The 24,420-nt window shown below is 38.6% G+C and carries 28 protein-coding genes; 5 read left to right on the forward strand and 23 right to left on the reverse strand.

The features are described from left to right. Positions 1-140: 140 nt before the first annotated feature. The 17 genes from lysA to BMMGA3_RS10690 all read right to left on the reverse strand — a co-directional run bounded on the left by lysA (position 141) and on the right by BMMGA3_RS10690 (position 15,472). Entirely contained in the window at positions 141-1,460 is a 1,320-nt protein-coding gene (gene lysA, locus BMMGA3_RS10610; protein ID WP_004435398.1) for a diaminopimelate decarboxylase, read from the reverse strand. 203 nt (positions 1,461-1,663) lie between these two features. Then, positions 1,664-3,139 carry a spore germination protein gene (locus tag BMMGA3_RS10615; RefSeq protein WP_004435400.1) on the reverse strand — a complete coding sequence of 492 codons (1,476 nt, stop codon included), beginning with the start codon at positions 3,137-3,139 and terminating at the stop codon, positions 1,664-1,666. A gap of 61 nt (positions 3,140-3,200) precedes the next feature. Beyond that, positions 3,201-3,623, reverse strand: a complete 423-nt coding sequence (locus BMMGA3_RS10620; RefSeq protein ID WP_004435402.1) for a stage V sporulation protein AB — start codon at positions 3,621-3,623, stop codon at positions 3,201-3,203. Then, positions 3,613-4,233 carry a stage V sporulation protein AA gene (locus BMMGA3_RS10625; protein WP_004435403.1) on the reverse strand — a complete coding sequence of 207 codons (621 nt, stop codon included), beginning with the start codon at positions 4,231-4,233 and terminating at the stop codon, positions 3,613-3,615. The genes BMMGA3_RS10620 and BMMGA3_RS10625 overlap by 11 nt, the downstream gene beginning before the upstream one ends. 152 nt (positions 4,234-4,385) lie before the next feature. After that, on the reverse strand, positions 4,386-5,144 hold the full coding sequence (gene sigF, locus BMMGA3_RS10630; RefSeq protein WP_004435409.1) for an RNA polymerase sporulation sigma factor SigF: 759 nt from the start codon (positions 5,142-5,144) through the stop codon (positions 4,386-4,388). A gap of 12 nt (positions 5,145-5,156) precedes the next feature. After that, entirely contained in the window at positions 5,157-5,597 is a 441-nt protein-coding gene (gene spoIIAB / locus BMMGA3_RS10635; protein WP_004435412.1) for an anti-sigma F factor, read from the reverse strand. 2 nt (positions 5,598-5,599) lie between these two features. Beyond that, positions 5,600-5,950: an anti-sigma F factor antagonist gene (spoIIAA, locus tag BMMGA3_RS10640; protein ID WP_004435414.1), complete on the reverse strand. Its 351-nt coding sequence runs from the start codon at positions 5,948-5,950 to the stop codon at positions 5,600-5,602. Positions 5,951-6,199: 249 nt separating this feature from the next. Then, positions 6,200-7,369 (reverse strand): D-alanyl-D-alanine carboxypeptidase family protein, encoded by a 1,170-nt coding sequence (locus BMMGA3_RS10645; protein WP_004435415.1) that lies wholly within the window; start codon positions 7,367-7,369, stop codon positions 6,200-6,202. A 133-nt stretch (positions 7,370-7,502) separates the two neighbouring features. After that, positions 7,503-8,807: a pyrimidine-nucleoside phosphorylase gene (locus BMMGA3_RS10650; protein ID WP_004435418.1), complete on the reverse strand. Its 1,305-nt coding sequence runs from the start codon at positions 8,805-8,807 to the stop codon at positions 7,503-7,505. Between the two features lie 26 nt (positions 8,808-8,833). Continuing rightward, complete coding sequence (locus BMMGA3_RS10655) at positions 8,834-9,655, reverse strand: purine-nucleoside phosphorylase (RefSeq protein WP_004435421.1); 822 nt, start codon at positions 9,653-9,655, stop codon at positions 8,834-8,836. 14 nt (positions 9,656-9,669) lie between these two features. Continuing rightward, positions 9,670-10,854, reverse strand: coding sequence for a phosphopentomutase (gene deoB, locus BMMGA3_RS10660; RefSeq protein ID WP_004435428.1), 1,185 nt, complete (start codon positions 10,852-10,854; stop codon positions 9,670-9,672). 213 nt (positions 10,855-11,067) lie between these two features. Then, positions 11,068-11,961, reverse strand: coding sequence for a site-specific tyrosine recombinase XerD (gene xerD, locus BMMGA3_RS10665; RefSeq protein ID WP_004435429.1), 894 nt, complete (start codon positions 11,959-11,961; stop codon positions 11,068-11,070). A gap of 7 nt (positions 11,962-11,968) precedes the next feature. Then, positions 11,969-12,196, reverse strand: coding sequence for a YqzK family protein (locus BMMGA3_RS10670; protein ID WP_004435430.1), 228 nt, complete (start codon positions 12,194-12,196; stop codon positions 11,969-11,971). A gap of 127 nt (positions 12,197-12,323) precedes the next feature. Then, positions 12,324-12,779, reverse strand: a complete 456-nt coding sequence (locus BMMGA3_RS10675) for a ferric iron uptake transcriptional regulator (RefSeq protein ID WP_004435433.1) — start codon at positions 12,777-12,779, stop codon at positions 12,324-12,326. A gap of 171 nt (positions 12,780-12,950) precedes the next feature. Beyond that, on the reverse strand, positions 12,951-13,592 hold the full coding sequence (gene spoIIM / locus BMMGA3_RS10680; RefSeq protein ID WP_004435436.1) for a stage II sporulation protein M: 642 nt from the start codon (positions 13,590-13,592) through the stop codon (positions 12,951-12,953). A 162-nt stretch (positions 13,593-13,754) separates the two neighbouring features. Next, positions 13,755-14,918: an endonuclease Q family protein gene (locus BMMGA3_RS10685; protein ID WP_004435439.1), complete on the reverse strand. Its 1,164-nt coding sequence runs from the start codon at positions 14,916-14,918 to the stop codon at positions 13,755-13,757. Next, entirely contained in the window at positions 14,915-15,472 is a 558-nt protein-coding gene (locus tag BMMGA3_RS10690) for an NUDIX domain-containing protein (RefSeq protein ID WP_004435441.1), read from the reverse strand. Before BMMGA3_RS10690 ends, BMMGA3_RS10685 begins: the two co-directional genes overlap by 4 nt. A 235-nt stretch (positions 15,473-15,707) precedes the next feature. Between BMMGA3_RS10690 and BMMGA3_RS10695 the strand changes: the two genes are divergently transcribed. After that, positions 15,708-16,631, forward strand: a complete 924-nt coding sequence (locus tag BMMGA3_RS10695) for an aldo/keto reductase (protein ID WP_004435443.1) — start codon at positions 15,708-15,710, stop codon at positions 16,629-16,631. A 217-nt stretch (positions 16,632-16,848) separates the two neighbouring features. Here the strand turns inward: BMMGA3_RS10695 and BMMGA3_RS10700 are convergent, their stop codons facing one another. Then, the gene (locus tag BMMGA3_RS10700; protein ID WP_004435445.1) at positions 16,849-17,094 is read right to left on the reverse strand and encodes a YqkE family protein; all 246 of its coding nucleotides are present in this window, start codon (positions 17,092-17,094) and stop codon (positions 16,849-16,851) included. Positions 17,095-17,260: 166 nt separating this feature from the next. Beyond that, a complete protein-coding gene (gene hmpA, locus BMMGA3_RS10705; protein WP_004435447.1) occupies positions 17,261-18,457 on the reverse strand; it encodes an NO-inducible flavohemoprotein in 1,197 nt (398 codons plus the stop codon). Between the two features lie 244 nt (positions 18,458-18,701). On the opposite strand from hmpA, the gene BMMGA3_RS10710 reads away from it, so the two are divergent. Further along, positions 18,702-19,142, forward strand: a complete 441-nt coding sequence (locus tag BMMGA3_RS10710) for an RrF2 family transcriptional regulator (RefSeq protein ID WP_004435450.1) — start codon at positions 18,702-18,704, stop codon at positions 19,140-19,142. A gap of 187 nt (positions 19,143-19,329) precedes the next feature. On the opposite strand, the gene BMMGA3_RS10715 is transcribed toward BMMGA3_RS10710, so the two are convergent. Genes BMMGA3_RS10715 through BMMGA3_RS17940 form a run of 3 tightly spaced genes read right to left on the reverse strand, consistent with a single transcriptional unit; the run spans position 19,330 to position 20,900 of the window. After that, positions 19,330-19,998, reverse strand: coding sequence for a CoA transferase subunit B (locus BMMGA3_RS10715; protein WP_004435458.1), 669 nt, complete (start codon positions 19,996-19,998; stop codon positions 19,330-19,332). Between the two features lie 22 nt (positions 19,999-20,020). Beyond that, positions 20,021-20,710 (reverse strand): CoA transferase subunit A, encoded by a 690-nt coding sequence (locus BMMGA3_RS10720; RefSeq protein WP_004435459.1) that lies wholly within the window; start codon positions 20,708-20,710, stop codon positions 20,021-20,023. A gap of 37 nt (positions 20,711-20,747) precedes the next feature. Further along, positions 20,748-20,900 (reverse strand): thiolase family protein, encoded by a 153-nt coding sequence (locus BMMGA3_RS17940; protein WP_004435460.1) that lies wholly within the window; start codon positions 20,898-20,900, stop codon positions 20,748-20,750. A gap of 138 nt (positions 20,901-21,038) precedes the next feature. Between BMMGA3_RS17940 and BMMGA3_RS10725 the strand changes: the two genes are divergently transcribed. From BMMGA3_RS10725 to BMMGA3_RS10730, 3 genes are all read left to right on the forward strand, one after another. Continuing rightward, complete coding sequence (locus BMMGA3_RS10725; protein ID WP_004435463.1) at positions 21,039-21,944, forward strand: hydroxymethylglutaryl-CoA lyase; 906 nt, start codon at positions 21,039-21,041, stop codon at positions 21,942-21,944. A gap of 75 nt (positions 21,945-22,019) precedes the next feature. Continuing rightward, complete coding sequence (locus BMMGA3_RS18455) at positions 22,020-22,151, forward strand: hypothetical protein (protein ID WP_004435464.1); 132 nt, start codon at positions 22,020-22,022, stop codon at positions 22,149-22,151. A 123-nt stretch (positions 22,152-22,274) separates the two neighbouring features. Continuing rightward, the gene (locus BMMGA3_RS10730) at positions 22,275-23,213 is read left to right on the forward strand and encodes an alpha/beta hydrolase (protein ID WP_004435467.1); all 939 of its coding nucleotides are present in this window, start codon (positions 22,275-22,277) and stop codon (positions 23,211-23,213) included. Between the two features lie 189 nt (positions 23,214-23,402). Here BMMGA3_RS10730 and BMMGA3_RS10735 read toward each other — a convergent pair whose 3' ends face one another. After that, entirely contained in the window at positions 23,403-24,419 is a 1,017-nt protein-coding gene (locus tag BMMGA3_RS10735) for a cytochrome d ubiquinol oxidase subunit II (RefSeq protein ID WP_004435469.1), read from the reverse strand. Position 24,420: the final 1 nt, after the last annotated feature.

The raw sequence follows: 24,420 nt of genomic DNA on the forward strand, positions 1-24,420 counted from the left end.
AAACACCAACCAATTTTCTTTTTTCATAAATGAATCAGATCCTCCCAGCCTATAATATAAACAATAAGCTGTTCCTAATTCTACACTAAAATGCATTTTTAATCCATCTTCTAGTAACTAAGCTGCCGAGAACCGGCAGCTTAGTATCTTACTCTTTCTTTTAAAGGCAGATCATTGCGGACGAGGTCCTCATATGTTTCCCGTTTCACTACAAGCATTGATTCCCCATTCTCAACAAATACCACGGCCGGCCTTGGAATCCGGTTATAATTATTTGCCATTGAATAACCATATGCTCCGGTACAAAAGACAGCAAGTATATCATCACTGTCCGCTTTAGGAAGAGGCAAATCCCATATAAGCATATCTCCTGATTCACAGCACTTGCCTGCAATTGAAACTGTTTCATCCGCTTTCGCAAGTGGTTTATTTGCCAATACAGCTTCATACTTAGCATTGTACAAAGCGGGGCGGATATTGTCACTCATACCTCCGTCTACAGCCACATAATGCCTCACGTTTGGGACATCTTTCCTAGAACCGATCTGATATAATGTTGTTCCAGCATCACCAACAAGAGAACGCCCAGGTTCAATCCAAATTTCAGGCATTTTCATGGAATAAGCGGATACTTGTTTTTTCACTTCGTTAATAATTTCTTTCACATATTGAGATGCTGGAATAGGATCATCTTCCTCTGTATAACGAATTCCGAATCCGCCTCCAAGATTTAATACTTTTGGCTCGTATGACAGCCTATCTTTCCATTCCTTTAATTTTTCAAAGATTTTTCTTGCTGCTAGAACAAATCCGGTAGTATCAAAAATTTGTGAACCAATATGGCAGTGAACCCCGAGAACTTCAACAAAGTTTGAATTTAACGCAATTTGAAGTGCTTTTTCAGCCTGGCCGTTTTGAAGGTCAAACCCAAACTTAGAGTCTTCCTGCCCCGTTAAAATATAGTCATGCGTATGAGCCTCAATTCCTGGAGTTACTCTCAAAAGAATATTTGTTTTTACATTCTTTTCGGAACATATGGAATCAATAAGATCAAGTTCATGAAAATTATCTACAACAATGCAGCCTATTTGGTGCTCCAATGCCATTTCCAGTTCGGCTCTGCTTTTATTATTACCATGAAAATGGATTTTATGAACAGGGAAACCTGCGACCAAAGCTGTATAAAGCTCTCCGCCTGATACAACATCCAGTGACAAGCCTTCCTCTTCTGCAAGCTGAATCATTGCTACTGTAGAAAATGCTTTGCTTGCATATGCAACTTGAGCTTTAATACCAAGCTCATCAAACGTATTTTTAAACCCTCTAGCCCGCTCGCGAATTAAAGCAACGTCGTATACATATAGAGGCGTGCCATACTTTTGTGCAAGTTCGATCGTATCCACTCCGCCGATTTCTAAATGTCCCTTTTCATTTACCTTTGTTGTGCCATGAAAATACATTTCTGTTCCCATTCCCCTTATCACTCAATATGTCGATCCCGAATATTTATTAAAAATGAATTATTTTGAATATAAACAAATGAATAGAATCTTTCAAGTAGGTATTGATTTCTGCCCTTTAATGGATTCTTTAATAAAAACAAACTTACCATAAGATTTGAAAATTCGCAATTGATTCAAGTTGCATAATGCTTCTGCTTTTCTTATGTCGGTTGGCGGTATCGATTTTTTGTATGAATGATGCTTGGGCGTATTTTTGACCCGGGAACAGACCGGCGAATAAGGATTTGTAAAAACGCTTTTGGATTAAAGGGCAATAATGGCCATAAATACGGTGTATTTAAAGAACGAATATTTGCCAAGAAAAGTATAAAAAGTGTAATTCCTACTACCAAACCGGGTATGTGAAAAATCGCCACTGCCACCAAAAGCAACAGTCTAACGATTTTATTGGCTATACTTAATTCATAACTTGGTGTTGAAAAGGTTCCAATTGAAGCTACAGCAAGATACAAAATCACTTCCGGTACAAAAAGGCCGACATCAATAGCAATTTGTCCGATCAAAACAGCAGCAATTAAGCCCATTGCCGTTGATAACGGAGTAGGGGTATGAATGGCGGCAATTCTTAAAAATTCCACTCCTATATCCGCAAGGAATAGTTGAATCACAGTCGGAATGTTGCTTTGTTTATTTGGTCCAACATATGCGATCTTTTCCGGAAGCAAAGACGGTTCTAATACAAATAATAACCATAATGGAAGCAAAAACAATGATGCAATAACCCCTATAAAACGAATCCATCTCAACATTGTTCCTACAGCAGCCGATTGCCTGTATTCCTCGGCATGCTGCAAATGATGAAAATACGTTGTTGGAGTAATCATAACACTTGGCGATGTATCAACGAAAATAATAACGTGGCCTTCCAATAAATGAGTAGCAGCTACATCTGCCCTCTCTGTATATCTGACAAGCGGGAATGGATTATATCCCTGTTTTAACAGAAATTCTTCAATGGTTTTGTCTGCCATCGTAAGACCGTCTATCTTTATTGCCTGAATTTCTTTTCTTATAATATTGATTAGATCAGGATTGGCGATATCCTTGATGTATCCGATTGCAATGTCAGTTTTGGATCTTTCGCCTATTTTTAGAATTTCAAATCGCAGTCTTCCATCCCGGATTCTTCTTCTTGTTAGAGCCGTATTGACAATAATGTTTTCAACATATCCATCACGTGACCCGCGAACAACTTTTTCGGTATCCGGCTCTTCCGGCTGGCGGCCCGGATAGCTTCTGACATCAATGACAAAACCGGTTGCTTCTCCATCAACTACAACAACAATTAATCCTGAGAGAACTTGAAGGACTAAATCATCTAGTGTTTTTATTGGTTGTACAGATTGATGGACAAGGCGATTTTCAATTATTTTGAAAAGGTTGGTTGACAGTTTTTCATGATCATTGATGGCTACAAGCTCTTCAACAATTTCAATAATAAATCGGGTTTCACAAAGCCCGTTCACATAATAAATGTGGACGTCTTTTCTTAAGATTTTCAGTTTCCTGACACCGAGATCAAAACTTTCGCCAAGCCCGATCCGCTGTTTCATATAATTTTCGATTTCATCCACAGACTCAGGCAATGGCTTTTTTTCTTCATCCTTTATTGTCATAAAATCCATTCCTTTCCAAAATCGATTGAACCATTTTTTATATTAAAATAGTTTGTAAAATTTACCGGTCGATGAAGTACAACCATTGGAATAAAGACCCGAATACTTTACCTAAAACGATTGCCATTAAAAGAGAAATGATCTTCTCTTGAACCCCTACCCTTTTTGCAAGAATTGGAAATACATTTAATACTTCAGTTAAAGCAGCAGCCAATAATCCGACAAATATCCCTCCAGCAAGCCCTAATGGAATCAAAAAGACAGGTGAAAGCGAAAAACTTGTGTCTCTTAATGTTGCGAGTGCTCCTGACACGGCACCAATCACGATCGCACATTCGTAGGAGCGAATCATTTTCATTGTTTTTGAAAGCTGTGTAAGCCTCGGAATTATTCCAAGAACTGTTAAGAATGCTACGAAGCCGGCCCCTACTGTTAAACCACCAGCAAATCCGATAATAATGACAAAAAGAATATTAACTATCATGCAATTTCTTCATATTTTCTTTGTTTTCATACATAATGACGTATTGATCCAGATTTTGCTGGTAGTTAAACATTTCTACTTCAAGAGGGCTTGGTTCTTCGTTGATTCGCTTCTTAAATATGTGGTTGAAAAAAAGGATCATTCCAAGTCCTAATCCAATTGAATAAGGAATTTGGAATAATAAAGGTTTTTTTACTTCTTTACCGGTTATGATTGTATAAATTCTCTGCTGAACGATTTGCATGCTGACATCCTCATGAAAATTCATAATTGCCAATGCTGAACCGAAAAATAACAAAAACCAAATGAACACGAAGAGAGGGACAGATACCTTACTTTGTTTATAAATGACTTCGATAATTGTTTGAGCAGGTCCTATCGCTTGAACTTCCAAGTTGCCACATACTTCTTTAATGGATGAGATTACTTTCATCACGTCGATCACAATCATATTCCTATCTTTTTTTGTGATTTGATAAATCTGAATTTTTTCCAGCCTTCTAATTAGAGTTTCATCCGCAATAATTTGGACAATATCTTTTAGAAATAGGGATTGCTCCGGATTGGCTTGAATTCGGTTGCGCATGCGAATGTAGATCGTATTTTCCATTACATTCACTTCCCACACATTTATTTCCTCGTAAATAGTATGAGTTTCTAGTAATTTTTTCATGAAGGCCAAAAATTGCTCTGTGTGGAAATATTTGATAGATCATGAAGGTCTTAAAGAAAATGGACAAAAAAACAAAAGACCATATGGAATTAAGTGTCCATACGGTCTTTCATTTGCTGAAGGATTTTTTTCTCCAGCCTTGATACTTGCACTTGTGATATGCCGAGTCTTGCTGCTACTTCTGACTGTGTTTGATCTTTATAATACCTCAAGTAAACGATTAATCTTTCCCGTTCTTCCAGTTCGCGGATCGCTTCTCTTAAAATGATTTTGTCAAACCATTTTCCTTCATCCCCATCATCAATTTGGTCCAATAAGGTGATTGGATCACCATCATTTTCATATACTGTTTCATGAATCGAAGCAGGAGTTCGGATCGCTTCCTGAGCAAGGATAATATCCTCTGGCGGGATTTCCAGATATTCGGATAATTCTGAAACAGTCGGAATTCGTCCCAGTCTCTTCGATAATTCATCCTTTGCTTTACGAATACGGTTTCCCATTTCTTTAAGAGATCTGCTGACCTTGACTGTTCCGTCGTCACGGATAAATCTTTGGATTTCGCCAATGATCATCGGAACTGCGTAAGTAGAAAACTTTACATCATATGAAAGATCAAATTTATCAACAGACTTGAGCAGGCCGATGCAGCCAATCTGAAATAAATCATCAGGTTCATAGCCTCGATTTAAAAACCTTTGTACGACAGACCAAACAAGGCGCGTATTTTTTTGGACGATCAAATCTCTGGATGCCTGATCTCCTGCCTGGCTCTTTTTTATTAATTCCTTGACTTCATTATCTTTAAGGTAGGTTTGACTATTACCGTTTTTGACCTCCACATCCATAAGCAAGACTCCTTAATTGCAAAGCATTTTGCTTTTTGATAAAAGCTTTCTCAAACGGACTTCTGTACCCTTGCCAGGCTGCGAATGAACCTGAACCTCATCCATAAAATTTTCCATAATGGTAAATCCCATTCCGGATCGCTCTAAGTCTGGCTTCGTAGTGAAGAGAGGCTGTCTCGCCTCTTCAATATCCTTAATGCCAACCCCTTCATCTCTTATTGTCATATCAACAATTTCGTCTTCAATGGACACAGAAATATAAACAATCCCTTTTGGATCATTTTCATACCCATGAATAATGGCATTCGTAACAGCCTCTGAGACAACCGTTTTAATTTCAGTCAATTCATCCATTGTCGGATCGAGTTGGGCGATAAAAGCCGCTACAGTTACTCTGGCAAATGATTCATTTTGACTTAAAGCACTAAACTGCAAATTCATTTCATTTTTCATTGTCAGGCAACCCCCAATCTTTGCAAAGCATATTCTTCCGTCGGCTCCAACCGAATAATTTTAAATAAGCCGGACATATTGAATAATCTTTCAATAGATGGGGAAATTGCGCAAACAATCATTTCGCCGTGTCTTTGTTTGATTTGCTTATATCTCCCGAGAATGACTCCCAGTCCCGAACTGTCCATAAAGGAGAGGTGCTCCAGATTTAAGACGATATGACGAATTTGAAACTCTTCGATTTTTTTTGTTGCTTGTTCACGAAGATTATCTGCAGTATGGTGGTCAAGCTCTCCGCTTAATCGAATGCAAAGGACATCATTCTTCACTTCCAATTCAATGTTAAGACTCACTATACGGCCTCCTTTTCTGGTATCAAGCTTAACTGACCGGGCATTTCCCCCATTTTTCAAGAAGAATTTACGGCCAATATACCCGACAGGTTATTTAATGACGATCATTAGCATATATTTCTTTTCTGCTTATGAAAGTGTCACCTTATAGTGAGTCAATTCGAGATTGAATGTTTTATATCCTTCCTATGAGACAAAACTAGTGAGAATTCGCTAAAAGTAGAATTGGTAAAGTTGTTTTCGACAAAATTAACTGCCTGATTTTGTGAAAATTCCAAAAGACCGTTTAAAGAGCTGCCACCATGTGGCTTTTTCAACATTTTTATTTGCGACAAGTGGGCTCTCTACAAGAACTTTGCCATCTTTGATCAATTTTATTGAGCCTATTTCATCTCCTACCTTGACAGGAGCCTTAATATTTTTATTAATGACAATTTCCTTTTTTACGCTCTTCATGTTCTCGCCTTTTTTCGTTAAGATCGAAATTGGTTCACTTGTCACGGCTTCAACTGTTTTCATACTTCCCTTACTTACTTTAGCCTTGCCCATAACATGCTTTCGTTTGTACATCGGATGTGTTTCGTACTGACTGAAAGCATAATCAAGCAATTTTGTTATTTGTGCATTTCTCTCCTTGGACGTTGGAGCACCAAACACAACAGCAATGACACGCATTCCGTTTTTTTCAGCGGTTGCCGTCAAACAATATTTAGCCTCATTCGTAAAACCGGTTTTCAACCCGTCTACCCCCGGATAAAAACGAACGAGCTTATTTGTATTTACTAACCAAAATTTCCTATCCGTATTTTCACGCAGGTATCCTTCATATGTACCTGTAAATTTCGTTATTTTATCATATTTCAAAAGTTCTTTCGCCATCATAGCCATATCGTATGCTGTACTGTATTGATCCTTCGCAGGCAAACCGGTCGCATTCTGGAATTTGGTATTTTTTAGACCTAATTCCTTTACTTTTTTATTCATCATATCGACAAATGCTTCTTCCGATCCTGCAATTCTTTCTGCCATTGCAACAGAGGCATCGTTGCCTGAAGCGATCGCAATTCCTTTAAGCATTTGCTCTGTAGTCATTTCTTCACCCGGTTCAAGAAATATTTGCGAACCTCCCATCGATGCAGCATATTCACTCGTCCGGATTTTTTCGTCCATTTTTAGTTTGCCTTCGTCTATAGCCTCCATAATTAACAGCATCGTCATTATCTTTGTCATGCTGGCTGGCGGCAATTTTTCTTGCATATTTTTCTCATACAATACGGTACCAGTATCCCGTTCAATTAAAATAGCAGACCGGACGTTATCAACAAGCTGTACGTCGTTTTTCTCTTTTGCAAACACTTGCGTTGACATAATAGAAAACATGAAAAATGAGATAACCATCATAGAGAATTTTCGTTTCATGGCATAACCCTCCATTCTTTATAAACTCCATTTTTTCCATTTTAAACATTTTTATACAATTGTTTCCTTGGTTAAAAATAAAAAAAACGAGGCTGACTATAAAAGCAAAAAGTCAGCCTCTTTTATGTATAGATTATCCGGTAATTTCTTCATGAATCAATTTTGGCGGGTTCACCTTTTCAGGAGATATTTTGATGTTTTCATATAATTTTTCTTTTACTTCATTTACATTTTCAAAATTGCTGTATATTGTGACCAATGATTCTCCTTTTTTCACTTGGTCGCCGATTTTTTTACGAAGGACGAGGCCCGCTGCCAAATCGATCTCAGATTCTTTTGTAGCTCTGCCTGCACCGAGAAGCATGGCTGCTGTACCTACTGCATCAGCAACGATTTCTGACACAAACCCATCTTCTTTTGCCTCTAGTTCAAATGTATATTTTGCTTGTGGAAGCTTAGACGGGTCATCCACAACTGAAGCATCTCCCCCTTGAGAGCTTAGGAATACTTTTAACGTTTCCAAAGAAGAACCGTTCTGAATAGCTTTTTCAAGCATTTGCCGTGCTTCAGTCAAAGAATTTGCCTTTTGAGCAAGAAGTACCATATGGCTTCCGAGCGTCAGGCAAAGTTCTGTTAAATCTTCCGGCCCCTCCCCTTTGAGCGTATCAATTGCTTCCTTTACCTCCAATGCATTTCCAATTGCAAAACCTAGCGGCTGGCTCATATCCGAAATAATAGCCATGGTCTTCCTTCCGACATTGTTGCCAATCCGAACCATTGCCCTTGCGAGTTCCCGGGAATCTTCAAGTGTTTTCATAAAAGCTCCCGCACCTGTTTTAACATCTAATACAATGCAATCTGCACCTGCAGCAATTTTTTTGCTCATAATCGAGCTTGCAATAAGTGGAATGCTATTGACCGTTGCGGTTACATCTCTTAAAGCGTAAAGCTTTTTATCAGCGGGAGTTAAATTTCCGCTCTGGCTAATGACAGCTATTTTGTTTTTATTGACAAGATCAATAAATGTGTTATTATCAATTTCCACATGGAAACCCGGAACAGATTCCAGCTTATCAATCGTTCCACCTGTATGACCAAGTCCGCGGCCAGACATTTTGGCAACAGGTACACCGACAGATGCAACAAGCGGACCAAGAACGAGCGTTGTCGTATCACCGACTCCCCCTGTGGAATGTTTATCAACTTTAATCCCTTCTATTTTCGAAAGATCGATTTGATCTCCTGATTCAACCATTGCCATCGTTAAATCAGCCCGTTCTCTTTCAGTCATGCCTTGAAAGTAAATAGCCATTGTAAATGCACTCATTTGATAGTCAGGAATCGACCCGTCTGTGTAGCCTTTTATAATAAACTGGATTTCCTCTGTCGTCAGTTCTTTTCCATCCCGTTTTTTTTCTATTAAATCAACCATCCTCATTATTCATCACCACTTCTTCCGGTTTCTTATTTCCCTATTTCTTTCACAATTTCTTTAACATACCTTAAAAAGTTTGCCTTTACTTTTTCTGTAGTTTCAATCACTTCATCATGGGTTAGAGGGGAATCAAGAATTCCTGAAGCCATGTTGGAAATACACGAAATCCCAAGTACTTTTAAACCTGCATGTCTTGCAACAATGACTTCCGGAACGGTCGACATACCTACTGCATCCCCGCCAAGGGTTCGAATCATCCTTATTTCAGCCGGAGTCTCATAAGTGGGGCCTGTATTGCCTACATAAACACCCTCTTGGACTCTGATGTTCAATTTTTTTGCAATTTCTTTAGCCAGACTTCGCAGCTCTTTGGAATAAGCTTCGCTCATATCCGGAAACCGTACGCCAAGCCTTGAATCATTCGGCCCAATTAACGGATTAGACCCCATGTTATTGATATGATCAGAAATCAACATTAAATCGCCGGGAGAAAAGCTTTCATTTACGCCGCCCGCAGCGTTCGTCACAATTAATGTCTCAACACCAAGTTCTTTCATCACTCTTACAGGGAAAGTAACTTGATCAAAACTGTATCCTTCGTAATAATGAAAACGGCCCTGCATGGCAACTACTACAACTTCATTCAGCACCCCGAATACAAGCTGTCCCGCGTGGCCTTCAACAGTAGAAACAGGAAATTCCGGAATTTGACTGTAGGGTATTTTTACAGGATCTTCGATTTCATCTGCCAGTACTCCTAAACCAGATCCGAGAATCAGCCCGATCTGAGGCGTCTTAGAATATTTACCTTTTAAAAATTGTGCAGCATGCTGAATTTTATCAAAATCCATTTTTTCCACTCCCATTATTTTAAATCGCCAAGAAAACTTTTTCCGTATTTAGGCATTTTTACATTAAAGTTGTCAGCAATCGTTGCGCCGATATCAGCAAACGTTTCACGAACAGGCAACTCTTTTCCTTCAACAAATTGTTTTGAATACAGGAGAAGTGGCACATATTCACGTGTATGATCAGTCCCTTTATGTACCGGATCGTTTCCGTGGTCAGCAGTAATGATTAATAAATCTTCTTCCTTCAATTTCGAAAAAACTTCAGGAAGTCTTGCATCAAATTCCTCAAGCGCTTTTCCATATCCCAATGGATCGCGGCGATGCCCGTAAAGTGCATCAAAATCAACTAAATTTAAAAAGCTAAGTCCAGTGAAGTCCATATCAAGCGTTTGGAGAAGCTTATCCATTCCATCCATATTTGAAACAGTCCGCAATGATTTTGTTACGCCCTCTCCGTCATAAATATCATTGATCTTTCCGATCGCAATCACATCAAATCCGGAGTCTTTCAACTCGTTCATAACGGTTCGGTCGAAAGGTTTTAGTGCATAATCATGACGATTGGATGTTCTTTTAAAGCTGCCAGGCTCTCCAACGAATGGTCTTGCGATGACCCGCCCGACCATGTATTTTTCATCTAGAGTTAGCTCCCGGGCAATTTTGCAAATTTTGTATTGTTCTTCAATTGGAATGATTTCTTCATGAGCTGCAATTTGAAGTACGGAATCTGCAGAAGTATAGACAATTAATGCCCCGGTTTTCATATGTTCTTCGCCAAGCTCTTTAATGATTTCCGTTCCGCTTGCAGGTTTATTTCCAATAACTTTCCTTCCTGTTCGCGATTCAAGCTCAGAAACAAGCTCAGCAGGAAAGCCGTCAGGAAATACTTTAAACGGCGTTGAAATATGCAGTCCCATTATTTCCCAATGCCCGGTCATTGTGTCCTTTCCGCTTGATGCTTCCTTCATTTTTGTGTAATATGCAAGAGGTTTTTCCGCTTTTGCAATTCCTTTAATTTCTCTTATATTGCTAAGCCCCAGTTTCCCCATATTCGGCATATGGAGTCCGCCCATTTTTTCCGCAATGTGGCCTAAAGTATCAGCCCCTTTATCATCAAACTTTTCAGCATCAGGTGCTTCTCCGATGCCGACCGAATCCATGACAATTAAAAATATTCGTTTATATGGAAATGAGTACATTCATTCTCCCCCTTAGTTTGAATACGTTTACATGAAATTCCATATTATTATCCCAAGTTTCACTTTATGTTACCACCTTCTTAGTTGACGAATACCGAATTGCATTCGTCAGAAGTCTGACTTCTTTATTTCTATTTTACAAAAAACTGAAAGTAATAAACATATAAAAGCTGCACAATTTGAGAGGCAGCTTTTTGAAATACTATCAATCTTCTATGCGCGGGGATGGAACTGGCTATAAACATCTTTCAATCTCGTTTTTGTCACATGTGTATAGATCTGTGTTGTAGAAATATCCGCATGTCCAAGCATTTCTTGAACTGCACGAAGATCAGCGCCGTTTTCAAGAAGATGGGTAGCAAATGAATGACGCAGCGTATGTGGTGTCAATTCTTTTTCGATACCCGCTTCTTTTGTCAGTCGTTTTAATATTTTCCAAAAACCTTGCCTCGTTAACCGTTTTCCGTGATGGTTTAAAAACAATGCTTCCTCTGAACTCTTTTTTGACATAAATTTTTTGCGGCCGTTATTCAAATAGCTGTCAATCGCTTTAGCTGCCGTTCTGCCAAGCGGGATGATTCTTTCTTTGTTTCCTTTTCCGATACAGCGTACAAATCCCATAGACAAGTGGACATCTCCAACATTCAGGCCAATTAACTCGCTGACGCGAATACCTGTTGCATAAAGCAATTCAAGCATTGCTTTGTCCCTGAGGCCAAAATGGTTGTCCAGCCGAGGTGCATTAAGAAGTGTTTCAACTTCTTCAAGGCTCAGCACTTTCGGCAGTTTTCTCTCAAGCTGCGGAGATTCAATATGTACAGTTGGGTCATGGTCTGCCGCTTTTTCCCTCAACAAAAACTGATGGAAAGCCCGGACTGATGCCACATGCCTTGCAAGTGTTTTCGAAGACTTTCCTTGGTCTTTTAAAAACTTAAGAAAATGAACTATATGTGTTCGTTGAACATGATTTAAATCTGTTACAGTTTCAATATTTTTTAAGTATTTTAAATAACTTTTTAAATCCCGTTCATATGAAACAATCGTATTTTTTGCCAGGCCTTTTTCTACAATGAGGAAATGCAAAAAATCTTTCAAACGGTTTTCCATAGATTCATTACTCCCCATTTAAATAAAAAAGTTTCAAACGGTCCAGCCAGGAAGTTTCATTGTCCGATTCATAACCGGAAACCTTGACTGCCGCTCCTTTCGGTTCGTCATAACGGTGATAACTTTGATATTCTTGATTTATCCACATAATACCATAATAAAAAAGAATTGTGCATCCTGTGAACAAAATAAAAACTTTAACCGTTTGAAATACGAGTTTAAGCCACGATTTCATAACCGATCCTCCAAAACAATCTATTAGTAAAGGATATGCCCAGTCGGACAAGGATTATACCTATTTTTGGAGGTGATCGAATACTTTAGCTGAAAAATAAAAAACCTTTTCCATTAAAGAAAAGGTTTTACTCTTTTTTATTTTCTTTATCCTGGCAACGATAACAAATGCCGTGAAATGTTAAACGATGGTCTTTAATTTTAAAATTCCAATCCCGCTCAACAATTGCTTCTACGTCTTCAAGTAAATCTTCCTGGATTTCATCTACGGCTCCACATTCGATGCAAACTAAGTGATGGTGAAAATGATCAGCCCCCTCCTTGCGTAAATCATACCGAGAAACACCGTCGCCGAAGTTAATTTTGTCAACGATTTTTAACTCCGTTAGCAGCTCCAATGTACGGTATACAGTAGCAAGACCGATTTCAGGCGACTTCTCTTTGACGAGGAGGTATACATCTTCCGCGCTCAAATGAGCCTCTTCGTGTTCAAGTAAAACACGGACTGTCGCTTCACGTTGAGGTGTTAATTTATAACTTGACGTATGCAACTGTTTTTTTATTCTATCGATTCTGTTTTCCATACCGAAGGCCCTCCCTTGCACTGTCATTTTTCATTATAACAGATAGAAAAATAGATTCAAACTAAAATAATTATAAACAAGAAAGAATAATTTATTTTATATAAGAGTAATTTTAAAATATTTACATAAAAAAGAACTGCCCGTCAAAGAGCAGTATTCCTCTACATTTGTTCATTGTCGAGAGCTTACAATCGCCTTCATTAAAACAGGTGAGATATATGCTTCTATCCCGGCTGCTGCTGAAATAAGTACGACTGCTGCAAAAAATGCAAGTACATATCGGCCAAATAACGGCATTACAGGCTGGCTGACTTTTTTAAGAAACTGCCTGCGAATCATTTTTAAGGAAAAGCTAACCGACAGTGTTGCAGTAATAATAAAGATTGGAATAATAATTAAGTTTTGCGGCAGCACGGAAACGAATGAAAGGATAAAACCTTTCCATCCCATTTGGTTCACGAGAAAACCGACAGTAAATCCGATGACCAATCCTTTTATAAATAATAAAATTAAGATAACCGGCAGGCCGATAATAGATATGCCCAGCACCCAGATCAACCCGATAAATTTGCTGTTATGAAAAAAGCTTTGGATAAATAAATCATTGGCGTCGGCCACCTTGCCATCGGAAACCTGGTCAAAAAACTGTGACAAATAATAAAATAAATCTTCTTTTTGATTGAAACTTAAGCTATTAACAACAATTGCACCAAAAATAACTCCCATCAAGAACAATACAATAATAAATAAATAAATTGAGGAATGCTCGCGAAAATGGTTGGCTGCAGCGTTCTGGTACATTTTTTTCTTCATTGCCCTTCCTCCTATTAATCGGTTATTAAATTCATATGCTTGTCTCTGAAATGTATAACCTAAACTATGAGGAAATTTTGGGCATGTTTTGTTTATCTAGAAATTGTACCAGGCATCAATTTTTCATAAAAATAGCCCTCACCAGGGAAGGCTGTTCTATTGCTATTTAGAAATTTTGCCGAACTTTCCGCCGCCGCCGGCCTGTAAGCTTAAATCGCCGGAACGGGCTTTCACTATAAATGCTGCGATTTTTTCCGGCACGACTTCCTTTAGAGCATGAAATGAAACTTCATGGAGAATTTTCATTTCCGTTCCAAAATGATCAAGAAGTTTTGCCCGCAATTTTGGACCAAGACCTGGAATGAATTCAAGCGGTACTTGGTGTATGTATGGAGGCCTGCCAGCTGGGCCTTTATTTGCTGTTTTCAATTCATGAATCCGGTCGGATACTCCTTTTATTATTCTAGAATGACCGCAATGTTTGCACCTTTTGCTTTCAAGATCAGCGGAAGAAAAACACTTAGCACAGACCGTTTGGTGGTATTTTCCAAGGCGAGGATCCATCCCGTAATTTGCAATGATCTTTGGTTCTCCTTCACCTTGTAATGCTTTTCTAAGCTCTGCAAAAGAAGGCTCTTTCATTTGAATTATTTGATATTCCCGAGCGATTTTGCCAAGGGAATGAGCATCAGAATTTGTGAGGAACGGATATTCGTGCAATTCACCAAGCTGGTCTGCCATCGATGTATTAGCACTCAGGCCAAGTTCAAATCCATCGATTAGTTCAGGTTCAAACACTTCTGCAAAAGATTGCTCGACACCGCTGCCATAGAGGCTTTTAAAAGGAGTAAAAATATGGGCAGGTATAAAAAGCCCGCCCAATTCTTTTACTTTATGCTGCAATTCTTTTCCCGAAGCATAAATTCTTTGTGAGCTGAGATTGATATTTTTCACATGATGTTCCAGCCATCTTGAGAAAATTCTCATGGAATTCAATCCTGAAAAATAGCAAAGCACATGGATAGGTCCTTTGCAATTGGCATCAAAAACTTCCAATTCTGATCCTGGGATTATTGACATGCCTTCATACATCAATCTGCCGTCCGAATATTCCGTCAAAAAACCATTTTTTAATAATGAGTGAATTTCCACCAAAACCTCAGGTGAATGGCAGTCGATTACCCCGATCATGTGAAGGCCTTTTTCATCTCTCGCATGCTTGATAATGTTTGAAAATGTCAGTGTTTTTGCGCCAGTTATTTTAACGGCTTTTCCAGATTTTGTTCTGCCTATATGGATATGCAGGTCTACATAATATTGATTCATTTATTTTTGAGAGCCTCTTGAAGCTGCAAATATTGAACGGCAATTACGGTTTTTGAATCGTAGATTCTTTGTTCTTTTATATATTGAAGGGCTTCGTCAAGTGTCAGTTCAATAAGATCAACAAACTCATCCTCATCTAGTCCGGCTGCATTTTCCTTTTTAGATAGTCCTTTTGCTACATATATATGAATAATTTCATCCGCAAAACCAGGTGATGTGGCAAAAGAAATCAGCCATTCCATTTGTTCGCATTCATATCCTGTTTCCTCTTCTAACTCGCGCAATGCGGTAATACGAGGATCTTCACCTTTTTCCAATTTGCCGGCAGGAATTTCAACTATTGATTTTTCGAGTGGCTTCCGGTATTGTTCCACCATCACGATTTTATTTTCGTTTGTTATTGCGATTACTGCTACAGCACCAGGATGTCTAACAATCTCCCGCTTGGATGTTTGTCCATTTGGAAGCTCTACATCGTCTACCTGCAATTTGACAACTCTTCCCGAAAAAATTTGTTCTGTTTTTATTGTTTTTTCCTCAAATAATTTTCCCATTTATTTACACTCCTTTTCTATTAACTTAAATTATGTTCATACATTTTACCATACTTTAGTTGGAAGAGTATAGAATAAATAAAACGTTCATAATAATCTGGTTTGTTAATGGAAGCAAACTTTAGTGGAAGATTGATTCAGCCTTCTGCCCTCGCTCAAAAATAGCCATTTCATTTGTGCTTCTTTCAATAGGTTCGTTAAAATGAAATCAAACACATGAATCGAGGTGAATTTTTTGGAAAAAAGACGACTTGGAAAATCAGACTTGATGGTAAGCAAGCTCGGTCTCGGATGCATGTCCCTTGGCACGGATCAAAAAGCAGCGAGAAAAATTATTGAGGCTGCACTTGAGGAGGGCATCAATTACTTCGATACAGCCGATTTATATGATTTTGGCGAAAATGAAAAAATCGTCGGTCAATCATTGAAAGAGGTCCGAGAAAAAGTAATTATTGCGACGAAAGCTGGAAACCGATGGAATGACGACAAGGCCAGCTGGAGATGGGATCCTTCCAAAGAGTATATAAAAGAAGCTGCGAAACAAAGTTTAAAACGGCTTGGAACGGATTATATCGATCTTTTCCAGCTCCATGGCGGAACAATTGACGATCCGATTGATGAGACGATCGAAGCATTTGAAGAATTAAAAGAAGAAGGAATTATCCGATATTACGGAATTTCATCCATACGCCCGAATGTGATCCGCGAATATGTGAAAAAGTCTAATATTGTTTCCGTTATGATGCAGTACAGCATTTTGGACCGCCGTCCAGAAGAAGAGGCCCTTTCTCTACTAAATAACCATCAAATAAGTGTTGTTTCGCGTGGACCTGTTGCAAAAGGCTTGTTAAGTGAAAAAATGCTTGAAAAAGCCTCAAAATCAGTCAAAGAAAATGGGTATTTGGACTACAGTTATGAAGAATTGGGACAAGTCTTGACAGCTTTAAAAGAAAAAGTTGCCGGTTCCAGGTCTCTTACTGAAATCTCCTTACAATACAATTTGTCCCATCCTGCCGTAGCCTCGGTAATAGCCGGTGCCAGTTCCGTGCAGCAAGTAAGAGAAAATGCACGGGCTGTCAAGAGCGAGCCGCTTACACAGAAGGAAGTGGAACTCATTCGATCTTTAACAAAAGCAAACAAGTATGAGCAGCATCGATAATACATAAAATGCCAGGCTGGACGATAAAATCGGTTCAGCCTGGCATTTTTCAGATACAATATGCTGCTTATCTTGGGTTTATTCGTCGCTATTATTAATTTATAAGCCAGTTTTGAAAATTTATGAGCGACTTTTTTATAGTTTATGAGCCACTTTTAAGAGTTTATGATCCACTTTGCCGAATCATGGAATCAATTCCACTTTTCAGAAAGGCATACTATTTAAATTCCTTCCAGTTTAAATTGCTTTCTGATAACAATTCTTCAAATGACTTATTTTTTTCCCGCTGGCGCCGTTCTTCTCTTTTTCTTTGTTCTTCTTCTTTCTGTCTTCGTTCTTCTTCTGCTTTCAGTTCTCTTTGTTTTTCTTTTAATTGCTTCATCAAATCTTGATTCAGCATTTCGCCTAACGTAACAATGCTTTCATCTTTTTTCGGTTTATGATTCGATGGCTGCCTTTTCATACTTCATTCCCCATTACCATTTAATTTGAAACTTATTATAACATTCCTAATATAAAAAATAACAGGAAGATACATCATAATACTATAATATGAAAAAGAGCCCACAGTATGCACTGGAAGCTCTTTTAACCTTTTCTTATTCTCTTTCGAGAGTACAACCATTATTTTATAGTTTCATACTTGGTCCGAAGAATTCGTAATGAATGGCTTCTTCTTTTACACCTATATCTACTAATGCTTGATATACGGCTTTCATAAATGGAACAGGTCCGCAAATATAGTAATCAGCATCTTTGTTTTCAATCACTTCTTGCAACCATTCAGACGTAATATATCCCTTTTTATCAAAATTTTGTGCAGCAATATCTTCTTCAGTCGGATCTGAATAGCAGAAAAGAACTTTTGCACCTAATGAAGATGCTTCTTCACGAAGCGCATGGTATCGTCCATTTCTTGCTGCATGGATAAATGTGATATCACGTTCTGGCTGTTCTTTTGAAGCAACTTTTAACATACTCATTAATGGTGTGATCCCTACTCCACCGCTGATTAGTACGAGAGGCTTTTTATTATCCAAATTCAATACAAAGTCTCCTGCAGGAACACTTACTTCAATTGTATCTCCCTCATTCACAAAGTCATGCAAGTAATTAGAAACAATTCCCTTTGGTTTGTGTTCTTCAGCTTCACGCTTAACCGAAATACGATAATACTCTCCATTCGGAGCATCAGATAAACTGTATTGGCGAATTTGTGTATATTCACTGCCCGGGGTTTTGACACGAACACTAATATACTGACCTGGCAAGAAAGAAGCTACCTTTGATCCGTCTTTTGGTTTTATATAGAAAGATGTAATGACTTCACTTTCTTTTATCTTGTTTGCAACATAAAATTCTTTGAAATCTCTCCATCCGCCTTTTTTGCTTTCCGCTTCTTCATACATCTCTTTCTCAATGGAAATGAATGTATCTGCAAGAACACCGTATGCTTCTGTCCATGCTTGAATGATTTCATCTGTAGCCGCATCTTTTAATACATCTTTAATCGCTGCTATTAAATACTTTCCTACAATTGGATAATGCTCAGGTTTGATTCCTAGGCTGCGGTGTTTATGGGCGATTAGTTTCACATCAGGTATGATTTTTTCAAGCTGGTCAATGTGAACAGCAAATGCATAAACGGCATTGGCTAAAGCGGATTGCTGTCTGCCTATTTTTTGATTCGTATGGTTAAAAATATTTAACAGTTCTGGATGTGCCTTTAACATCGTTGCATAAAAATGCTTTGTAATATCTTCGCCGTGTTTTTCCAATACAGGAACAGTACTTTTTACAATTTCAATCGTTTTCTCACTTAACATTATCTCTCACCCTTTTAAAAAATGCATTTAAAATACATCTTTATAGTAAAAGAATTCGCCACAAAAAGATATATTTTAAATACATCTTTTAAAAATTTGTCACAATTTCAAACGTAAACATGATGGAAAAGTGGTTAATCATTTCATTTAGTGCAAGTACTTCATTCGCAGAGCATAAAGCTTACCAATAGTTAGGAAACATGCTATGATAAGAATACCTTAAATCAACCAAGGGGTTAGCGAAATGAGATTAACAAATTATACGGATTACTCGATTCGTGTTTTATTATATCTGGCATTAAAAAAAGATAATGAATTGAGCAATATTAAAGAAATTGCTGACGCCTATCACATTTCAAAAAATCATTTAATGAAAGTTATACATGAACTCGGAAAGCTTGGTCTTATTGAGACGATCCGGGGGCGAAACGGCGGCATACGACTTGCAAAGAATCCTCGCGACATCAATATCGGAGAAGTCGTAACCCACACAGAGGAAGATTTTCACATCGTAGAGTGTTTTCACCGCGAGGCTAATCAATGTCTCATCTCACCTTCTTGTAAATTAAGATTTGTTTTCTATGAAGCAATTCAAGCATTCATCAATGTCTTAAAAGGGTATACCTTAGAAGATCTGATTCAAAACAAAGACGAACTTATGCAGCTCTTACGTTCTAAACCGTAAGTCTTTTAATTCAAGGGAAGTTTTCCACGCAGCCATAAAAAACACCTGCCCAAGTTAAAAGAAAAACGTGTACACCTCCAACATAGACACTACCTCCAGCAATTTAACAGGATAAGCCCCTTCTGAAGTTCAGTGCAAAAATGAAAAGGCAGGATCAATTAACCCTGCCTTTTTACATGAAAAAACACTAAAAAGCGTCAGTCAATACCTTTTCATCGATGATCAACTCAGCTTCAGTAGAATTGACAATATCTTCAACCGTGAAACCTTTTGCGACTTCTATAAGCTTTAATCCGGAATCTGTTACATCAATAACGGCTCGCTCTGTAATAATCCGGTCTACAACTCCCTTGCCTGTAAGAGGCAGACTGCATTCTTTCAAAAGTTTAGAATCCCCGTTTTTATTCGTATGCTCCATAATCACAATAATCTTTTGTGCTCCATGAACTAAATCCATTGCCCCGCCCATTCCTTTAATCATTTTGCCGGGAATCATCCAGTTAGCCAGATCGCCTTTCTCTGAAACTTCCATTCCCCCGAGGATGGCGAGATTAATATGCCCACCTCGAATCATGGCGAACGACTCGGCACTGTCAAAATAAGAGGCTCCTGAAATAGCAGTAACAGTTTCCTTTCCGGCATTAATTAAGTCAGGATCGACCTCATTCTCTGCAGGATACGGGCCAATGCCAAGAAGACCGTTTTCCGACTGCAGCACAACATGCTTATTTTCTGAAATATAATTGGCTACAAGAGTCGGCATCCCGATTCCAAGGTTCACATAAAAGCCATTTTCAATTTCTTTTTCTGCTCGTCTGGCAATCCTTTCACGAACTGCCGCTTTGTTATTGCTCATGCTTTCTCTCCTTTTTTAAAGACTATTTCCTAACTGTAAGCCGTTCAATTCGCTTCTCCTGTTCTCCTTCAATCAGTACCTGAACGTAAATGCTTGGCGTATGAATAATATTCGGATCAAATTCACCTGTTTCATAAAGTGATTCAACTTCCGCAATTGTCGTTTTTCCTGCTGCTGCGATCATTGGATTAAAGTTTCTTGCCGTCTTGTGATAAATCAAATTGCCCATTTTATCACCTTTCCAGGCACGGACAAGACTAAAATCGGCTGTAAGCGCTTCTTCAAGAAGATATTCTTTTCCGTCAAACACTCTTGTTTCTTTTCCTTCCGCAATCGGAGTGCCGACACCAGCCGGGGTGAAAAACGCCGGAATTCCTGCTCCGCCAGCCCGAATTTTTTCCGCAAGTGTTCCTTGCGGGATTAATTCAACTTCGATCTCTCCTGTCAATACTTGCCGCTCAAATTCTTTATTTTCCCCTACATAAGAACCAACCATTTTTTTAATTTGTTTGTTTTTTAGAAGAAGCCCAAGTCCCCAATCATCCACGCCGCAATTATTAGAAATAACTGTTAAGTCCTTTACGCCTTTTTCAACCAGTGCCAAGATCAGGTTTTCCGGAATTCCGCAAAGACCGAAACCGCCTACCATAAGTGTGGCGCCGTCATGAATGTCAGCTACAGCCTCATGGAAGGATGTACATATTTTCTTCATTCACATTCACTCCTTTATTGAAAACGCTTTCTGATTTTTACGGTTTCACTCCCGCTTTTTCCAGCTCCGCCTTTGTTATGACTGCGCCGAGCTCTGGAGCTGAAATATCTTTGAATGTAGCGTTAAAACTGCCGATTGCTGTTCTGACAACACTCACAATGACTGCTTCCGTGTTCCCCGTCTGCTTCATCCTTTCTATCACGTATTCATACTTAGTAAGTTCGAGTGAAAAGGACAAAATACCTTTTATTTTGTGAAAATTTTTATTATTCTTGATTTTTTGAATTTTTCTCCCCTAAAATAAAATATGAGAACAGGAGGGAAAAACATGACTTTACATTTGCCTGAACATGTAACAATTATTGAAGTTGGTCCGAGAGACGGTCTCCAAAACGAAAATAACTTTATACCTACTGATGCAAAAAAAAAGTTTATTAACGCATTGAGGCTTGCCGGATTGAAAGAAATGGAACTGACTTCTTTCGTATCACCGAAATGGGTTCCACAAATGAGTGATGCGGCCGAAATTGCGGAAGAATGTCTTGATGATGGAACAAGAAACATTGTGCTGGCACCAAACCGCAAAGGAATCGACCGAGTTTATATGACCGGCTGTAAAGCAGTCGCTTTATTCGTCGGAGTCAGCAACAGCTTCAATCAAAAAAATATTAATAAAACCACGAAGGAAAGTATGGAAGAAGCAAAACCGATTATTAAAGAGCTGAAAGAGAAGGGATATTTTGTCCGTGCTTGTATTTCGACAGCCTTTTACTGCCCCTATGAAGGAAAAATTTCTGAAGAGGACACAATCAAGCTTTGCGAAGAATTTGTAGCTTCGGGCGCTGACGAGCTGAGTGTGGCAGATACAATCGGCATGGCGGCTCCCCATGAGTCTTATTCATTATTTTCGAAATTAAAGAAAACGTTTCCAGAAAGATTGCTTACAGCCCACTTTCATGATACCCGGAAAATGGCCTTAACGAACATTTTCGCAGCATTGCAGGCAGGGATTTCCCGCTTTGATACATCTGCCGGAGGTTTGGGCGGCTGTCCATTTGCACCAGGTGCGGCGGGAAATGCAGCAACAGAGGATGTTGTTTTCATGCTTGAACGGATGGGTATCCGGACCGGCATTGATTTAGAAAAACTACTGCACGCGATTGAAGTTGTCCAGCCTCATCTTTCCCACCCGATTGAAAGCACCTATTACAGATTTAACGCTCAACCCAATTAATGAATTTTTGATGAATAAGCATTCGTGTGTTAACTCATCTTATAAAGTGATGAAGAACATGAAGGGAGAATGACGATGAGTGATCAAAGAGAAAAAGGCTACAGCCAAAAAGGAAAGCCTGTCGCTGATACAGTGAAACAAACGATTGCAGCAGAAGAAGTTGAAAAAGCGATCCATCCGACAAAGCGGCAAAATTCAAAGCAATAGCCTTAATTAAGAAGACAAAGCCCCCGCGGTTTTGTCTTTTTGTAACAGTCTTAGTTCTTTTCATATATTAATTGTAAGGGTAATGGTAAAATGAAGAAGACTACATTTTTGGAGGGATTGTCTTTGAGAAAGGCATTCCGTTTTCTTTTCTCTTTCCTTATTTTCTTATCATCAATCGGTGTTTATTTTACAAACCGCCTGATGTACATGAAAAAGAAAGAGGATACGTTCATTTTTGAACGGGAAAAAAAAGCAGGGAGACTGAACCCGTCTGAATATGAAAAGCTGCCAAAACGGGAAATAATGATCGCTTCTCCTTTCGGTTACTTTATTAAAGCCGTTTTAGTAGAACCGTGCTTTACAAATCACTATATGATCATCAGCCATGGAGTAACGGAAAACAAAATAAATTCGATTAAGTACATGAATCTTTTTTTAGAGCGTGGTTTTAATGTCCTCATTTATGACCACCGCCGCCATGGAGAATCCGGCGGAAAAACGACCAGTTTCGGCCACTACGAAAAGTTTGATTTGAAAGCTGTTGTTGATTGGCTGAAATCAGAAAAAGGCCCTGATATTCTTCTTGGAATTCACGGTGAATCAATGGGAGCTGCAACGATGCTCTTGTATGCCGGAATGCTTGAGGACGGTGCCAATTTCTACATTGCTGATTGCCCGTTCTCCGATTTTAAAGAACAGCTTGCCTACCGGTTAAAAACGGAATTCAAACTCCCTTCGAAACTGTTCTTGCCTGTTGCTGACTTGTTTTTGCGCCTTCGTGATCAATATTCCATTGAAGAAGTCTCACCAATATCCGTAATTGAAAATATAAAAAATCCAATCTTATTTATTCATAGCAAAAAAGACGATTTTATTCTGTCATCGATGACGGAAGCCTTGTATGAACGAAAAAAAGGGCCAAAAAAACTTTTCATGGCAGCTAACGGTGTACATGCCCAATCTTTTAATGAGAATAAGGAAGAGTATGAAAAGATGATTGATGAATTTTTGAAGAATTATGTTCATAAAAAATATCCGACAACGGAGTACTTGTCTTTTTGAGAAACCTCTTTTTGTCTTCATTTGCAAGACCTAAGCGACCTCAAGGAGCTCTTCGAAAAGCTGCCGCTTTCCTGGGCGCACTGTAATAAAAAAGCAGGCCTCGTTTTCGATGGCCTGCCTGTTCGCACCTCTTTTTTTGTTATATCAATAATATCCATTCTAACTTCAACGAATAAGATCTCAATCTTTCTATTTTTTCCCTTTAACATAATCTGCATCAAACAAGAATAATCGCATTAACAAAATGATCGATGGGATTAATAGCAATAATCCTAAAATAAATGCTATGACAAGCGCAATCCCCATTGTCTCATTCGTGTAGCCGCTGTAAATGGTGACGTAAGGGTACAAAAGATAAGGCAAGTGGGATGCTCCATAGCCAAAAAACGCAAAGAAAAATTGAAACAAAACGAAAATAAAGGCCGTCCCGTAATTTCGACGCATCCAAATCAAAAATGATGCGATGATGAAACAAAACAAGGAAAGCACAAACATCCACCAGTAACGAACGATAATATTTTCAAAGTGAATGAAATTATGTTGTCTTAACGTAACAAACACTAAGAAACTGGCCAATATTGTCGGCAGACTCCAGAAAAGGGCAAATCCGCGCAAAAGCTCAAGCGCTTTTTGGTCTTCTGCTCTGTCAGCATAATACGTAAGGAAGCTGGCACTTATAAATAAGACAGACACAATCGCTAAAATAACGACACTCCATGAATAAGGGTTTGTAAATAATTCTTTTGCTAAGAAAACTAATTTGTCTCCTCTTTTTTCAATAAAACCGCCTTCTGAAATTGTCAAAGCAGTTGATAACGAGGCAGGAATCAGCAGCCCTGTTGCTCCATACAAAAACATATAAATGTTATTATCTTTTGCACCATAGTTATTGAATGCATAAAAGGAACCGCGAATCGCTAATAAAACGAGTGAAATACTTCCCGGTACAAGCAAGGCTGTTCCAAAATAGTATGCTGTATCAGGAAAGAATCCGACAATTCCGACAAAGAAAAAAACAAAAAATACGTTCGTTACTTCCCATACCGGTGATAAATAACGGCTAATAAGCTTATTTATAATATGATCTTGTTTTGTGATTTTGCCATAATATGCAAAAAATCCTGCACCAAAATCAACGGAAGCAACAATTAAGTACCCATAAAGAAACAACCAAAGAACGGTTATCCCTACTAATTGAATTTCCACC

Source organism: Bacillus methanolicus MGA3 (assembly GCF_000724485.1).
In the GTDB taxonomy this organism is placed as follows: Bacteria; Bacillota; Bacilli; order Bacillales; family Cytobacillaceae; genus Bacillus_Z; species Bacillus_Z methanolicus_A.

Bases quoted from the DNA above. Each gene is read 5' to 3' on its own strand.
- BMMGA3_RS10625 (WP_004435403.1), bottom strand. From the start codon at position 4,233: ATGGAAAATACGATCTACATTCGCATGCGCAACCGAATTCAAGCCAAT.
- BMMGA3_RS10620 (WP_004435402.1), bottom strand. From the start codon at position 3,623: ATGATAGTTAATATTCTTTTTGTCATTATTATCGGATTTGCTGGTGGT.
- sigF (WP_004435409.1), bottom strand. From the start codon at position 5,144: ATGGATGTGGAGGTCAAAAACGGTAATAGTCAAACCTACCTTAAAGAT.
- BMMGA3_RS10725 (WP_004435463.1), top strand. From the start codon at position 21,039: ATGACTTTACATTTGCCTGAACATGTAACAATTATTGAAGTTGGTCCG.
- BMMGA3_RS10650 (WP_004435418.1), bottom strand. From the start codon at position 8,807: ATGAGGATGGTTGATTTAATAGAAAAAAAACGGGATGGAAAAGAACTG.
- BMMGA3_RS10675 (WP_004435433.1), bottom strand. From the start codon at position 12,779: ATGGAAAACAGAATCGATAGAATAAAAAAACAGTTGCATACGTCAAGT.
- BMMGA3_RS17940 (WP_004435460.1), bottom strand. From the start codon at position 20,900: ATGAAGCAGACGGGGAACACGGAAGCAGTCATTGTGAGTGTTGTCAGA.
- BMMGA3_RS10700 (WP_004435445.1), bottom strand. From the start codon at position 17,094: ATGAAAAGGCAGCCATCGAATCATAAACCGAAAAAAGATGAAAGCATT.
- BMMGA3_RS10655 (WP_004435421.1), bottom strand. From the start codon at position 9,655: ATGGATTTTGATAAAATTCAGCATGCTGCACAATTTTTAAAAGGTAAA.
- BMMGA3_RS10715 (WP_004435458.1), bottom strand. From the start codon at position 19,998: ATGAGCAATAACAAAGCGGCAGTTCGTGAAAGGATTGCCAGACGAGCA.
- BMMGA3_RS10685 (WP_004435439.1), bottom strand. From the start codon at position 14,918: ATGAATCAATATTATGTAGACCTGCATATCCATATAGGCAGAACAAAA.
- hmpA (WP_004435447.1), bottom strand. From the start codon at position 18,457: ATGTTAAGTGAGAAAACGATTGAAATTGTAAAAAGTACTGTTCCTGTA.
- deoB (WP_004435428.1), bottom strand. From the start codon at position 10,854: ATGTACTCATTTCCATATAAACGAATATTTTTAATTGTCATGGATTCG.
- BMMGA3_RS10690 (WP_004435441.1), bottom strand. From the start codon at position 15,472: ATGGGAAAATTATTTGAGGAAAAAACAATAAAAACAGAACAAATTTTT.
- spoIIAB (WP_004435412.1), bottom strand. From the start codon at position 5,597: ATGAAAAATGAAATGAATTTGCAGTTTAGTGCTTTAAGTCAAAATGAA.
- BMMGA3_RS10670 (WP_004435430.1), bottom strand. From the start codon at position 12,196: ATGAAATCGTGGCTTAAACTCGTATTTCAAACGGTTAAAGTTTTTATT.
- BMMGA3_RS10645 (WP_004435415.1), bottom strand. From the start codon at position 7,369: ATGAAACGAAAATTCTCTATGATGGTTATCTCATTTTTCATGTTTTCT.
- BMMGA3_RS18455 (WP_004435464.1), top strand. From the start codon at position 22,020: ATGAGTGATCAAAGAGAAAAAGGCTACAGCCAAAAAGGAAAGCCTGTC.
- BMMGA3_RS10615 (WP_004435400.1), bottom strand. From the start codon at position 3,139: ATGACAATAAAGGATGAAGAAAAAAAGCCATTGCCTGAGTCTGTGGAT.
- lysA (WP_004435398.1), bottom strand. From the start codon at position 1,460: ATGTATTTTCATGGCACAACAAAGGTAAATGAAAAGGGACATTTAGAA.
- BMMGA3_RS10710 (WP_004435450.1), top strand. From the start codon at position 18,702: ATGAGATTAACAAATTATACGGATTACTCGATTCGTGTTTTATTATAT.
- spoIIM (WP_004435436.1), bottom strand. From the start codon at position 13,592: ATGAAGAAAAAAATGTACCAGAACGCTGCAGCCAACCATTTTCGCGAG.
- xerD (WP_004435429.1), bottom strand. From the start codon at position 11,961: ATGGAAAACCGTTTGAAAGATTTTTTGCATTTCCTCATTGTAGAAAAA.
- BMMGA3_RS10720 (WP_004435459.1), bottom strand. From the start codon at position 20,710: ATGAAGAAAATATGTACATCCTTCCATGAGGCTGTAGCTGACATTCAT.